The 13289-nt window shown below is 56.0% G+C and carries 13 protein-coding genes and 1 riboswitch; of the genes, 8 read left to right on the top strand and 5 right to left on the bottom strand.

Translation table 11 applies throughout. The annotated features are described in order from the left end of the window. The first annotated feature begins 28 nt into the window (after positions 1-28). Together OEW58_00335 and OEW58_00330 are read left to right on the top strand one after the other, a co-directional pair. On the top strand, positions 29-343 hold the full coding sequence (locus OEW58_00335; protein MDH5299795.1) for a hypothetical protein: 315 nt from the start codon (positions 29-31) through the stop codon (positions 341-343). Between the two features lie 101 nt (positions 344-444). Then, entirely contained in the window at positions 445-978 is a 534-nt protein-coding gene (locus tag OEW58_00330; GenBank protein ID MDH5299794.1) for a transposase, read from the top strand. Between the two features lie 154 nt (positions 979-1132). On the opposite strand, the gene thiC is transcribed toward OEW58_00330, so the two are convergent. Further along, entirely contained in the window at positions 1133-3010 is a 1878-nt protein-coding gene (gene thiC, locus OEW58_00325; protein ID MDH5299793.1) for a phosphomethylpyrimidine synthase ThiC, read from the bottom strand. A gap of 28 nt (positions 3011-3038) precedes the next feature. Further along, a riboswitch (TPP riboswitch) is annotated at positions 3039-3142 on the bottom strand. A gap of 103 nt (positions 3143-3245) precedes the next feature. Here thiC and OEW58_00320 point away from each other — a divergent pair. The 3 genes from OEW58_00320 (at position 3246) to OEW58_00310 (ending at position 5638) form a co-directional block, all read left to right on the top strand. Next, complete coding sequence (locus OEW58_00320) at positions 3246-3914, top strand: protein-L-isoaspartate O-methyltransferase (protein ID MDH5299792.1); 669 nt, start codon at positions 3246-3248, stop codon at positions 3912-3914. Between the two features lie 64 nt (positions 3915-3978). Beyond that, positions 3979-4299: a rhodanese-like domain-containing protein gene (locus OEW58_00315; protein MDH5299791.1), complete on the top strand. Its 321-nt coding sequence runs from the start codon at positions 3979-3981 to the stop codon at positions 4297-4299. Positions 4300-4306: 7 nt separating this feature from the next. Next, a complete protein-coding gene (locus OEW58_00310; GenBank protein MDH5299790.1) occupies positions 4307-5638 on the top strand; it encodes a TolC family outer membrane protein in 1332 nt (443 codons plus the stop codon). Here OEW58_00310 and waaA read toward each other — a convergent pair. Next, entirely contained in the window at positions 5635-6879 is a 1245-nt protein-coding gene (gene waaA / locus OEW58_00305) for a lipid IV(A) 3-deoxy-D-manno-octulosonic acid transferase (protein ID MDH5299789.1), read from the bottom strand. The genes OEW58_00310 and waaA overlap by 4 nt on opposite strands. 4 nt (positions 6880-6883) lie before the next feature. After that, positions 6884-7453: an SIS domain-containing protein gene (locus OEW58_00300; protein ID MDH5299788.1), complete on the bottom strand. Its 570-nt coding sequence runs from the start codon at positions 7451-7453 to the stop codon at positions 6884-6886. Positions 7454-7515: 62 nt separating this feature from the next. Here OEW58_00300 and OEW58_00295 point away from each other — a divergent pair, with 62 nt between their 5' ends. Continuing rightward, complete coding sequence (locus OEW58_00295; GenBank protein ID MDH5299787.1) at positions 7516-8436, top strand: lipid A biosynthesis lauroyl acyltransferase; 921 nt, start codon at positions 7516-7518, stop codon at positions 8434-8436. Positions 8437-8482: 46 nt separating this feature from the next. On the opposite strand, the gene OEW58_00290 is transcribed toward OEW58_00295, so the two are convergent. Further along, complete coding sequence (locus tag OEW58_00290; protein MDH5299786.1) at positions 8483-9106, bottom strand: thiol:disulfide interchange protein DsbA/DsbL; 624 nt, start codon at positions 9104-9106, stop codon at positions 8483-8485. A gap of 117 nt (positions 9107-9223) precedes the next feature. Between OEW58_00290 and OEW58_00285 the strand changes: the two genes are divergently transcribed. Together OEW58_00285 and yihA are read left to right on the top strand one after the other, a co-directional pair. Then, complete coding sequence (locus OEW58_00285) at positions 9224-9712, top strand: cyclic nucleotide-binding domain-containing protein (GenBank protein ID MDH5299785.1); 489 nt, start codon at positions 9224-9226, stop codon at positions 9710-9712. A 3-nt stretch (positions 9713-9715) separates the two neighbouring features. Further along, the gene (gene yihA, locus OEW58_00280) at positions 9716-10342 is read left to right on the top strand and encodes a ribosome biogenesis GTP-binding protein YihA/YsxC (GenBank protein ID MDH5299784.1); all 627 of its coding nucleotides are present in this window, start codon (positions 9716-9718) and stop codon (positions 10340-10342) included. 185 nt (positions 10343-10527) lie between these two features. Here yihA and polA read toward each other — a convergent pair whose 3' ends face one another. Then, positions 10528-13263, bottom strand: a complete 2736-nt coding sequence (gene polA / locus OEW58_00275; protein MDH5299783.1) for a DNA polymerase I — start codon at positions 13261-13263, stop codon at positions 10528-10530. Positions 13264-13289: the final 26 nt, after the last annotated feature.

The following is a 13289-nucleotide window of genomic DNA, read 5'->3' as shown; positions in this document are numbered from 1 at the left end:
TCGTGGCTGATTCAGTTAGGAGGCTTGCGTGATTCTGTACTTCTCTGAACGACTGATTTTCTTTCCCACCCCGCCCGAATTCAGTGCTTTTGCCGATTGGCTGTTTTACGGTTTTTGTATTGCGGGCATTGGCTTCGCGGTGTTTTACGCTTTCACCGTCTACTACGACCAACAATCCGGGGACGACGACATACCCTCGCTTGACCAGTTTGTCGACGGCAAAAAACCGCGCCCGCCGTGGCGCAAAACGCTGGCGGCGTCCTACCGCAAACACTACCGCCGCTTCTCCAGCCGATACATCAAACGCAGAATTGGCCGGATCAAGCCGCATATTGGGATGTGATTGGTGGGGGCGTTTGTTCTGCTCGAACTCCAGCACGGAGGGGCGTAATTTTTTAGAACGCAGCGGGAATGGATTGTCTCGCGAACCAACAAGGAATGTTTATGCCTCAATATATTCGCTTTCCACGAAATGGCGGATGCTACTTCTTCACCGTCAACACACACCTGAAACAACCGCTGTTATGCCATGATGAAGTCCGGCAGGCATTGCGGCAGTCCATCAATCTCGTTCGTGAGAAGTATCCATTTGAAATTTACGCCTGGGTACTCTTACCCGATCACCTGCACTGCATCTGGCAGCTACCTCCCAACGACAGCGATTTTTCAAAACGTTGGTCGTGGATAAAGCGGCTTGTGACGCAGGAAGTTCCCTATATCGCCTATAACCAGAGCTTAGTCACCCAATCAAAACACAAGCGCCGCGAATCCACTTTATGGCAACGTCGGTTTTGGGAACATGATATTCGTGACCAGAATGATTTTAACCGACACATGGATTACATCCATTGGAATCCCGTCAAACATGGCTTGGTGGACAGGGTTGTCGACTGGCCTTATTCGACTTTTCATCGGTATGTGAGGGATGGGGTTTATTCGGTGGATTGGTGTGGGGGTGAAAAAGAACTCGAATTGTAGGACGTGGATAAAATTGGTTTGGTGATATTTTGTTGGCCTGTGCTGTGGTGCGCGTGGTGTACAGACCGGGGACATAGGTAACACCCTGTTCGGAGACATGGCTGCAGACACAAAAAAACCCGCTTTCGCGGGCTTTTCTGATTCAGCGTCAGGCTTAGACTTCGCTGTAGATTTGTGAGCCTTTTTTCACAAACTCCACCGCTTTGACTTCCATGCCTTTCTGTAACGCCTCCTCTTCGCTGATGCCCTGTTTGGCCGCGTAGTCGCGGACATCCTGGGTGATCTTCATGGAGCAGAAGTTGGGGCCGCACATGGAGCAGAAGTGGGCGACCTTGTGGGCCTGCTTGGGCAGGGTTTCGTCGTGGTAGGCGCGGGCGCGATCGGGGTCGAGGCCGATGTTGAACTGGTCTTCCCAGCGGAATTCGAAACGCGCCTTGGACATGGCGTTGTCGCGAATTTGCGCACCGGGGTGACCTTTGGCTAGGTCGGCGGCGTGGGCGGCAATTTTGTAGGTGATGATGCCTTCCTTCACGTCGTCACGATTGGGCAGACCCAGATGCTCTTTGGGTGTCACGTAGCAGAGCATGGCGCAGCCGTACCAGCCAATCATCGCGGCACCGATACCGGAGGTGATGTGGTCATAGCCGGGAGCGATGTCGGTGGTCAGTGGGCCCAAGGTGTAGAAGGGCGCTTCGTCGCAGCACTCCAGCTGTTTTTCCATGTTCTCTTTGATCATGTGCATGGGCACGTGGCCGGGGCCTTCGATCATTACCTGCACGTCGTGTTTCCAGGCGATCTTGGTCAGTTCGCCCAGGGCTTCCAGTTCACCGAACTGGGCTTCGTCGTTGGCGTCAGCAATGGAGCCAGGACGCAGACCGTCACCCAGCGAGAATGACACGTCGTAGGCCTTCATGATTTCGCAGATTTCCTCGAAGTGGGTGTAGAGGAAATTTTCTTTGTGATGCGCCAGGCACCATTTCGCCATGATGGAACCACCACGGGAAACGATACCGGTGGTGCGCTTAGCGGTCAGCGGTACGTGACGCAGCAGTACACCGGCGTGAATGGTGAAGTAGTCGACGCCTTGCTCGGCCTGTTCGATCAGGGTGTCGCGGAACAGTTCCCAGGTCAGGTCCTCGGCCTTGCCGTTGACCTTTTCCAGCGCCTGATAGATGGGCACGGTGCCGATGGGCACGGGCGAGTTGCGGATGATCCATTCACGGGTTTCGTGGATGTTCTTGCCGGTGGATAAATCCATGATGGTGTCGGAACCCCAACGGATACCCCAGGTCATTTTGTCCACTTCTTCCTCGATGGAGGAAGTTACCGCCGAGTTACCCAGGTTGCCGTTGATCTTCACCAGGAAGTTACGGCCGATGATCATCGGCTCCAGCTCGGTGTGGTTGATGTTGGCCGGGATGATGGCGCGACCACGGGCGATTTCGTCGCGGACGAATTCGGCGGTGATTTCCTTGGGAATACTGGCACCGAAGGACATGCCTTTATGCTGGTTCTTGGCGGCTTCACGGTATTCCTGCAGGCGCAGGTTTTCGCGGATGGCGACGTATTCCATCTCGGGGGTGATGATGCCTTTTTTCGCATAGTGCATCTGCGATACGTTCATGCCGGACTTGGCACGGCGGGGCTTACGCAGGTGCTCTTCAAAACGCAGGCTATCTAATGAAGTATCGGCGGCACGGGCGCGACCATATTCAGAGGTTTGGTCTTGCAGGATTTCGGTGTCACCGCGTTCTTCGATCCAGGCGGTACGCACATCGGCCAGACCTTTGCGGATGTCGATCTGCACGTTCGGGTCGGTGTAGGGACCGGAGGTGTCGTACACAGTCAGCGGTGCGTTTTTCTCGGCGCCTGCGTCGGTGATGGTGTCAGACAGGGTAATTTCGCGCATGGGGACGCGGATGTCAGGACGGCTTCCTTGCACGTAGATTTTTTTGGAATTGGGAAACGGCTGGATGGAGGCGGCGTTAACCTTGGCCGTCTTGCTCAGAAAATCTTTGGGTTGTGCGCTCATTGCTTGTCCTCTGGAAAAACACAACGGGAGCGCAACAACTGCTGCCTCCCTACGCCGGTACTGACCGGATCAGGTTCAAAGGGTAAAGTCTCAGCCGGGAAAATCATCTGCCCGGCACCCCTGTAGCAACGCAAAAGTACCACAAAATGCCCCATCAGGGTACTTTGCTTTTAGCCTGCGATGGTTATAATGGTGGGCTTTTTCCGATTTCACGCGTTTATTACGAGACAATTTCATGACAAATCTGAATTTAGACCAAGCTCGTTTCAACATGGTCGAACAACAGATTCGCACTTGGACCGTACTGGCCCCTGCGACCCTGGACATGCTAATGGACACGCCGCGTGAGCCGTTTGTCCCCGCCGCCTATCACCAGCTGGCCTACGCCGACATCGAAATTCCTTTGGCACACGGCCAAGCCATGCTGTTCCCAAAAATCGAAGGCCACATCCACCAGGCCCTCGCCCCCAAGGCCGACGACGTGGTGCTGGAAGTGGGCACCGGCAGTGGTTTTCTGACCGCTCTGCTGGCCAAAAGCGCCAAACACGTCTACAGCGTGGAATACTATCAGGACCTGCTGAATCAAGCGGCCGCCAACCTGAAATCACAGAACATCAGCAACGTCACCCTGGAGCAGGGCGATGCGGCGCAGGGCTGGAACAAGCACGGCCCATACAACGCGATCGTGCTCAGCGGTGCCATGCCTGCCGTACCCGAGGTTTACAAGAATGCACTGGCCATTGGCGGACGTCTGTTCGTGGTCGTGGGCAACCCCAACGGTGGCGCGCAGTCGGCCATGCTGATCACCCGCACCTGGGGCACGCACTGGGACGAGAAAGTCCTGTTCGAAACCCAGCTGCCACACCTGATCAATGCCGGTAAAAAACCCGAGTTCCAGTTCTAATCATTGCCAATCCACCTCCCACAAGCCTGATTGTGGGAGGTATTTTCCTCTTCCAGGATAAAGAATGCGGTCATTTACTCCGAAACAGCTAGTGGAATACTTGGCTAAGGCGGAGCCGCCCCCGCTGCTGCTGGACGTACGCGAACCCTGGGAGTTCGACATCTGTCACCTCGACAATGCCGTGCTAATACCCATGGGCAGCATACCCAATCAGCTACAACATATTGATCCGGCGCAAGAAATTGTGCTTATATGCCACCATGGCGTCCGCAGTCGACGGGTTGGGTTTTACCTGCAACAACACGGCTTTCTGCGGCTGATCAATCTGGAAGGGGGAGTGGACGCATGGGCCAGGGATGTTGATTTCAACATGGCGACTTATTAGGAGTGGCATGAAACTACGCCTCGTGCTGTTGGCGATTACAATAGGCTGTTGCAAACCAGCCTTCAGCGCCAATTTGCTCGACGTTTTTGATCAGGCACTGCAAAACGACCCGGTGATTGCCGCCGCCAAGGCGAAACTGGACATCGTCAAACAAAACTATCCCCAGGCCGTGTCGCAGTGGTTGCCCAAAATTAACGTCCAAGGCCGTTATGGCAAAGTAACACAGCAGTTACAGGGCGGCGCGCTGGTTCAACCCGACGAACTGGGCCCCTATCAGTACGACGATATCTGGTACGAGCTCAACCTGACCCAGCCGCTATTCAACATCCCGGCGTTTCATGACATCCGCGTGGCCGATGCCGAGGCGCTGGCCGCCACTGCCGAATACCGCTACGAACAACAACAACTGATTTTCCGGGTGACCGACGCCTACCTGAGCACCCTGGCCCAATCCGATCGCCTCAAACTGGCCAGCGAAAAGCGCAGCGTGTACGAAGATATCCTGCAAAAAGCACAGGCCTTAGTGCGCTCCGGCAAGGCACCGTCCAGTGACGTGCAAACCGTAGAAGCCGCTAAAGACCTGGCTGTGGTCGCGGAAGTGCAAGCAGAAAACCAATTGATTTATCGCCGGGAAGTATTGCGCCAACTGGCCGGCAAAGAAGTCACCGACATGCGCCGCTTGATTGCCAACACGCCGCTCAGTCCGCCCACCCCAACCAACATGGAAGCCTGGACCAACACCGCGCTGCAGCAAAACCTGAAGCTGGTATCGCTGAAAATGCGTGTCGATGCCGCGCAACGCCAAGTCAGTCGTTATCGATCCGAGCACTTACCGCAGATTGATCTGCGCGCATCCTACGGCCGCTATACCGATGGCAGTTTCTTTGGCACCCAATCACTGGATCAGCGCGTTGCGGTCGATTTCAAAATGCCACTGTTCGCCGGCGGTACCACTTCGTCGCGGGTAAAGCAGGGCAATAGCAATGTGGAACTGGCCAAGGCGGAATATCAAAAAGCCGAAAACGAAGTACTCATCGCCACCCGTGACGCCTATCTCAGCGTGCTGTCCGGGATGAGTAATGTGCGCGCCATGAACCACGCACTCAACTCCAGCCAGAATGCGCTCAACGCCACCATTCGCGATTACGACCGGGGGCAGCGCCCCATTGCCGAACTGACCGATGCCATCGAAAGTTTCTTTGACACCCGTGGCCGCTACGAACAAATCCGCTACGACTTCATCATCAACACCATGCGGCTACGCACGCTGGTGGGTCAGGCCACCGTCGACGATCTGGTGATGGTCAACAACTGGCTGGATTCTTCCACCTTGAACTAAGGCGTCAGCTGGGCGATTCGCGCCAAGGTCTGATTCACCCCGCCGCGATTTTCCACCATCACCTGACGTGCGCGTTCCCCCATCTGGCTCACCAGGTGCGGATTCGCCAATTGCTGCTCAAACAATTGCGCCAGTTCAATCAATCCCGTTGCCCGTCGCACCGCGTCCTGCTGCTCTAAGCGGACATACACTTCGGCAAAGTTAAAAGTATGCTCGCCCACCAGCACGGCTTTGCCCACCGCAGCGGCTTCCAACGGATTATGTCCTCCCAGCGGCGCCAGACTGCCACCGATGAAAATCACATCCGCCGCCGCATAAAATCCCGGCAATTCTCCCAGCGTATCGCCAAGAAAAACATCCTGCTGACAAGGCACGGGGCTAGCCTCGCTGCGCCGACACAGACTCAGGCCCGCGTCCAACACCAGAGCCGCCACCGATTCAAACCGCTGCGGATGGCGTGGCACCAGCACCAGCAACAATTGCGGAAAACGCTGCCGCAGCCGAGGGTACAACTCCAGCAACGCAGCCTCTTCGCCGTCCCGGGTGCTGGCCGCCAGCAACACCTGCCTGCCGCGCCACTGCTGACGCAAATCCTTGGCAACCTCATCGGTGTTGGCTGGCAGCTGCAAGTCATACTTGAGATTGCCCAGCACCGCCAACCGCGATGCCGGTACGCCCAGTAACTGGTAGCTCGTCGCATCGGCGTTGCTTTGCACCGCAACCACATCCAGCTTGGCCAGCAAGGGCGCAAACAGCGCTGAAAACTGCTGATAGCGGCGCGCCGTGGCCGGTGAAATCCGTCCATTGGCAATCATGGTTTTGATGCCGCGTCGTTGCAGGCTGGCCAGCATGTTTGGCCACAGCTCGGTTTCAAGAAAAATCGCGCATCTGGGCTGAAATTTACGCAAAAACTGGCCAATCATCGGCCCCAGATCAATGGGCAAATAGGCATGTTGCACCCGAGCGCCGAAGCTGCTGGCAACAAAATCAGCGCCAGTACGGGTAAAGGTGGTCACCACAATGGATCGCTGCGGAAAACGCTGCAGCATGGCCTCGATCAGTGGCCGTGCGGCCAGCACTTCGCCCACCGAGGCGGCATGTACCCAGTAAAACGCGGGTTCGGCTGACGAATAAAACCCCAGCCGCTGCGCCAGGGTCGGCCGCTGATCACGGCGCAACCACAACCAGATCAGCAGCCCGGGCAACAGCAGCCAGAGTAAAAGTGAATAGAGTTGGCGCAAGAGATTAGACGTAGGGGTTGTCGGCTTCGAAGGCTTCGCACAAATGATGCAGCAGGAAGATATGCGCTTCCTGAATGCGCGAAGTCCGCTGACCGGGAACCACCAGTGCCACATCCACCACCTTGCCCAGTTCGCCGCCGTCACGCCCCAACAGGCCGATGGTGGTAATACCCTGTGCTTGGGCTTGGCGGCAGGTTTCCATCAGGTTGGATGAATTGCCCGAGGTGGAAATCAGAATCACCACATCGCCTTTACGCCCCAAGGATTCCAGCTGCCGGGAAAAAATGCGGTCAAAACCAAAGTCATTGCCAATCGCCGTCAGGGCGGACGTGTCCGTGGTCAACGCCACTGCCGGATAGCCGCGACGGGTTTTTTCAAAGCGGCCTGTCAGCTCGGCAGCAAAGTGCTGGGCGTCCGAGGCCGAACCACCGTTGCCGCAGGCGTAAACCGTTCCGCCGTTGGCAAAACTTTCACGCATGGCATTAATGGCTTTGTTTACCGGTACTTGCAGTTCCAGCAGGCCTGCCATCACCGCTTGGTGCTGCTGCAGGGCCTTTTCTAAATCAGGTAGCATTTAGCTATCTCGCTCAAACAGTTACAATACGTGACATAGTGTATCACAGGCCTGATTATCGCGTGTCTCACAAGCTGTTCGCCAAACCCTTTACTCACCCCCGCTACTGGCCCGATTGGCTGGGCATTGGCGCGCTGCGCCTCGTCACCACGTTGCCGCATCCCGCGCGATTGGCCGTGGGGCGCATGATTGGTCGACTCGCCTATGCGGCTGCGGGTTCTCGCCGCCATGTCACCTCGGTCAATATTCGCCACTGCTTTCCTGAGCTGGACAGCTCCGCGCAACAAGCCATCGTTAAAAAACATTTCCAGTCACTGGGCATGGCGCTGGTGGAAACCGGTATCGCCTGGTGGGAAGACAAGTCCGCCCTGCAAAAACTGGTCGATGTGGAAGGCATGGAACACATCCGCCAGTGGACGGACCAAAGCCGGGGGGTAATTCTGCTCAGCGCGCATTTCACCTCGCTGGAACTGGGCAATCGCATCATGAACGACCAACTGGCAGAAGGACTGGACGCCATGTACCAGGCGCACAAACATGCCTTCAAAGAACATGTCATCAGCCATTACCGCAACATCCACATGGCCAACATGATCACCGAAACCGACATTCGCCAACTGGTGCGCTCGCTCAAACAGGGCAGGGTGGTGTGGTACGCCTCGGACCAGGGCTACAACGACAAGCACTACATCATGGCGCCGTTTTTTGGCATCGATGCCACCTGCAACACCGCACTGTCACGGCTGGCCAAGGTCAGTGGTGCCGCCATTGTGCCGTTTTTTGTCCAGCGCCAGGACAGTGGTCGCTATCTGCTGCGGTTGCAACCGGCAGTCGGCATTCCTTCCGGCGACGAAAAACAGGACGTGGCGATTTATCATCAATTGATCGAAGAACACACCCGCCGCGCTCCGGAACAGTATTTGTGGTCACATCGCCGCTTCAAAAAGCGTCCGCCACCGTATCCGGATTTGTACGCCAAATAAAAAAGGCGGGGAATTCCCGCCTTTTTTACGCCCATGAAACCCGGCGTTATCTGGATTCTTGCTTCACCAGATATTCGATCACTTGCAGCATTTGCGCATTGCCGCCTGCGGTACGGCCATTGACCATGTACTTGCCGTTAACAATAACTGCGGGCACACCATCAAGGTTGTAGCGTTCAGCCAGCGTCTTGGCGCGGCGAATTCGGGTTTCTACCGCGAACGAGCGGAAAGTCTTGGTGAATGATTCCTTGTCTACGCCTTGCTCAACGAACAGTTTGGTAATCTGCTCATCCGTTTCCAGCGTACGTTGTTCCAAGTGCAGCGCATTGAACATGGGCTTGTGTACTTTCTCAAGCACACCCAAAATTTCTGCCGCGTAATAGGCGCGAGCATGCAGTTCCCACGTAGCGCGGAACATTGCCGGGGTGCGCACAAACTGGGCATTGGCAGGAAGCTGTTTTACCAAGCGCTCAACGAATGGCTCAAAACGAAAACAGTGCGGACAGCCGTACCAGAAAAACTCCATCACCTCGACCTTGTCGCCGGTGCTGGTGGGTTGTGGATCGGCAAGCTTGATGTACTGCACGCCTTCCTTAAATTCAGCGGCAGAAACTGTGGCCAAAGGGGCCAGCATAAACAAAGCACAAAAGATCAGAGCGATTTTTTTCATGATTTACCTCCCGTAGTACCGCGGCCAGACTAGCGGATTTCATAGGTTAAAACAATAAAGTTTGTTAACATCCGCGGTATATGATCGTTTAACTCAGTATTTTGCCTGGAGGGCAGTATGACCTCGGAAAAGATCAATCTGATTCAATTTCTTAATCAGCAACACTTGTGTGAATCGCTGACTATCAAAGAAGTCCAGTTGCTGTTGGACTATACCGAAGTGGTCACCTTCAGCAAAAACCAGATCATTGCCGAAATTGGCACTGTCGGTGAGTCGTTGTACTTCGTTATCAAAGGGCAGGCCGGCTTGATCCATGTCGATGGCACCAACGAAACCGAAGTGGGCCGCGTTCACGAAGGCGAATTGATGGGTGAAATGTCGTTCTTTGACCTGGAGCCTCGCTCAGTGCGCATGATGGCGCTCAAAAATGATACTCAGCTGCTGAAGCTGTCACGCACCATGTACAACCGTCTGCGTGTTGAGTACCCCTACATCGCAGTGAACATTCTGGAGCATGCCATCGTCAGCCTTGACCACCTGTTCCGCCGTCTAAGTTCCGACGTCGCCACCTACTCCAATATCCTGTACGGCAAAGGCAAACACTAAACCGTGGCCGAATTACGTCATCCCGCGCTCCGCCGCGCCTTTTTCACCATGGCGGCGAATGCCATAAGTCAATTGCCTGCGGACAACGGTCTGGAAGTGGGATTTGCCGGGCGCTCCAATGCCGGCAAATCCAGCGCCGTAAATACCATCACCGGGCAGAATTCACTGGCTCGCACCAGTAAAACACCGGGCCGTACCCAGCAAATCATTTTCTTCTCCCTGGACGAACAGCGCCGGCTGGTCGACCTGCCCGGATACGGCTTTGCCAAGGTTCCGTTCGAAGTAAAGGACCACTGGCGAAATCTGATGGAAGGTTATTTTCGCCAGCGCGCCAGCCTCAAGGGACTGGTACTGGTCATGGACGTGCGCCACGCCATGCGCGATTACGACCAAATCATGCTGGACTGGTGCGAGGCCACCAAAACCCCGGTGCATGTCCTGCTGACCAAATCCGACAAACTCAGCCGTGGCGCTGCCAGCAACGAATTGCAGAAAGTCCGCAAGGAACTGCAGAAATGGAAAGTTGATCATGAAGTGCAGCTGTTTTCGTCGCTCAATGCGGTTGGATTAGAGCCGGTGCTGGCCAAACTCTGTACCTGGCTGGATTTGCCGCCGTTGGAAACCACCTGAAAAGAAATGGCCCCGGAGGGAGAGAGGGGGTTCCGGGGCCGTTGGGAGCCATACCGACTCTGGGGAATCGGTGTGCCTGTTCGAGGGAGGGGCAAACAGGCGATTCTGGGAGCTCGTACAAAGTTAGAGGGACACCAATAGAAAAAGTTTCAGCATTCTGAAAATTTTTTTAGCTTCATCTATGGCTAGTGTGCCTCGTCCCAGTTATTGCCCACCCCCACGTCCACTTCCAGCGGCACATCCAGGCTGGCCGCCGCTTCCATGATCCGGCGGATCTCGCCGTTAATTCGCGTTAGCTCACCTTCCGCCACCTCAAACACCAGTTCGTCATGCACCTGCATGATCATGCGCACGTCCTGGTTGTCATCCCCAATCCACTGGTGCAGGGCAATCATTGCCTTTTTGATGATGTCTGCCGCCGTACCCTGCATGGGAGCGTTGATAGCGGTGCGCTCGGCGTACTGGCGTAACTGGGCGTTGGACGAACGAATCTCCGGCAGGTAAAGCCGACGACCAAACAGGGTCTCGACGTAACCCTGGTCACGCGCCTGATTGCGGATGCGCTCCATGTAATCCGCCACACCGGGGTAACGCTCAAAGTAGTGATTCATGTACTGCTGGGCCTCGCCGCGCTCAATACCGAGCTGGCGTGACAGGCCAAACGCGGACATGCCATAAATCAGACCAAAGTTGATCGCCTTGGCGTTGCGACGTTGGTCAGCGCTCACATCAGCCAATTCGACGCCGAAGATTTCTGCGGCGGTAGCGCGGTGAATGTCCTCACCCAACTGGAACGCTTTCACCAGACCGGCATCGCCGGAGAGGTGCGCCATGATGCGCAATTCGATTTGCGAGTAATCCGCCGCCACCACTTTGAAACCCGCCAGGGCAATAAACGCCTGACGAATCCGCCGCCCTTCCTGGGTACGCACCGGAATGTTCTGCAGGTTAGGATCAGAAGAGGACAAACGCCCGGTGGCCGCCACCGCCTGATGGTAGGAGGTATGCACTCGACCGGTGTTCGCGTCTATCATCTGCGGCAGTTTGTCGGTGTAGGTCGACTTGAGCTTGGCCAGACTGCGGTGCTCCAGAATCAGACGAGGCAACGGATAGTTTTCCGCCAGTTCCTGCAGTACCGGCTCGGCAGTGGAGGGCTGCCCGCCCGGGGTTTTTTTGATGACCGGGATGCCCTGTTTTTCGAACAGGATCTCCTGAATCTGCTTGGGCGAATTGAGGTTGAAGGCACCGTCGGCCAGATCGTAGGCCTGTTGCTCAACCTCGGCCAGCCGTTGGGTTAGTTCACCACTTTGGATAGCCAGTAAGTTAGCATCCACCAACACTCCATTGCGCTCCAGTCGGGACAGCACCGTCACCAGCGGCAATTCAATCTCGTTGAACACCTTGGGCAGGGTTTGGGTCTTGCCGAGCTGTGGCCACAACGCCCGGTGCAAGCGCAGGGTGATGTCGGCGTCCTCGGCGGCATATTCACCGGCCACCGCCACCTCGATCTGGTTGAAGGTTTTCTGCTTTGCGCCCTTGCCGGCGATATCCTCAAAGTGAATGGTGGTTTCGCCCAGATGCTTTTCCGCCAGCGAATCCATGTCGTGACGACCCACAGAGTCGAGCACGTAGGACTCAAGCATGGTGTCAAACGCAATGCCGCGCAGGGCAATGCCGTAGTTGCCCAACACGTTCATGTCGTATTTCAGGTTTTGGCCGATCTTGGTCTGTGCCGGGTTTTCCAGCAGCGGCTTGAGCTGGGCCAATACGCTGGCACGATCCAGTTGCGCAGGCGCGCCGTCGTAGTCGTGGGCCAGGGGCACATAGGCCGCTTCGCCCGGCTCAATGGCAAAAGACACGCCGACGATCTGTGCCTGCATGTACTCCAGGCTGGTGGTCTCGGTGTCAAAGGCGAACAGTGTGGCGGTACTTAGTCGTTGCAGCCAATCGTCCAGCTGGGCTTGCTCGGTAATGATCTGGTAGTTGCGCTTTACCGTCGCAGGCGAGGAGGCAGGCAACTCCTCTTCAATCTCGGGCATGCCCAAATCCATTTCCTGCTGGACGGTACCGGCCTGTTTGACCTCGCGCAACCAGGTGCGGAATTCCCAACGCTGGAACTGGTCAGCCAGTACCGCATTGTTCGGTGTCGACATGCGCAGGCTGTCGAGAGAAGCCTCCAGCGGCACGTCGCATTTGATGGTCGCCAGTTGATAGGAGAGGGGCAACTGCGGCAGGGTCTCGCGTAATTTTTCACCCACTTTGCCGCCAATTTCATCTGCATGGTCAATCACGCCCTGCAGTGAGCCGTAAGTGGTCAACCACTTCACTGCGGTCTTGGGACCGCAACTGGGGACGCCGGGGATGTTGTCGACCTTGTCTCCAATCAATGCCAGGTAGTCGACAATCAGCTGTGGCGGCACGCCGAATTTTTCCACCACGCCGTCGATGTCCATGTGGGTTTCGGTCATGGTGTTGACCAGTTGCACGTGCTCGTTGACCAACTGCGCCATGTCCTTATCGCCGGTGGAAATGATGGTGCGCTGACCGGCCTGGCTGGCGTGGGCGGCGAGGGTACCGATTACATCGTCAGCCTCGACCCCTTCGATCATCAGGATGGGAAACCCCATCGCCTGCAGGATCTGGTGAATGGGTTCGATCTGGCCGCGCAGCTCGTCGGGCATCGATGGCCGATTGGCTTTGTATTCTGGATACATTTCATCGCGAAAGGTTTTGCCTTTCGCGTCGAAAACCATAATGACTCGGTCGGTGTCGTAGTCGCGCAGCAAGCGCTTCATCATGTTGATGACACCGTAGATGGCGCCAGTGGGCTCGCCCTTGGAGTTGCTGAAATTGGGCATGGCATGGAAGGCGCGGTATAGATAGGACGAGCCATCAACGAGTATCAGGGGTTTATTGTTCATAGCACCTAGCAAAATTTTAGGAAAAC

It is taken from the genome of Gammaproteobacteria bacterium, from assembly GCA_029884425.1.
In the GTDB taxonomy this organism is placed as follows: domain Bacteria; phylum Pseudomonadota; class Gammaproteobacteria; order S012-40; family S012-40; genus JAOUHV01.
Note: the sequence above shows the minus strand (reverse complement) of the source record. Positions and strands in the feature narration are given on the sequence as shown.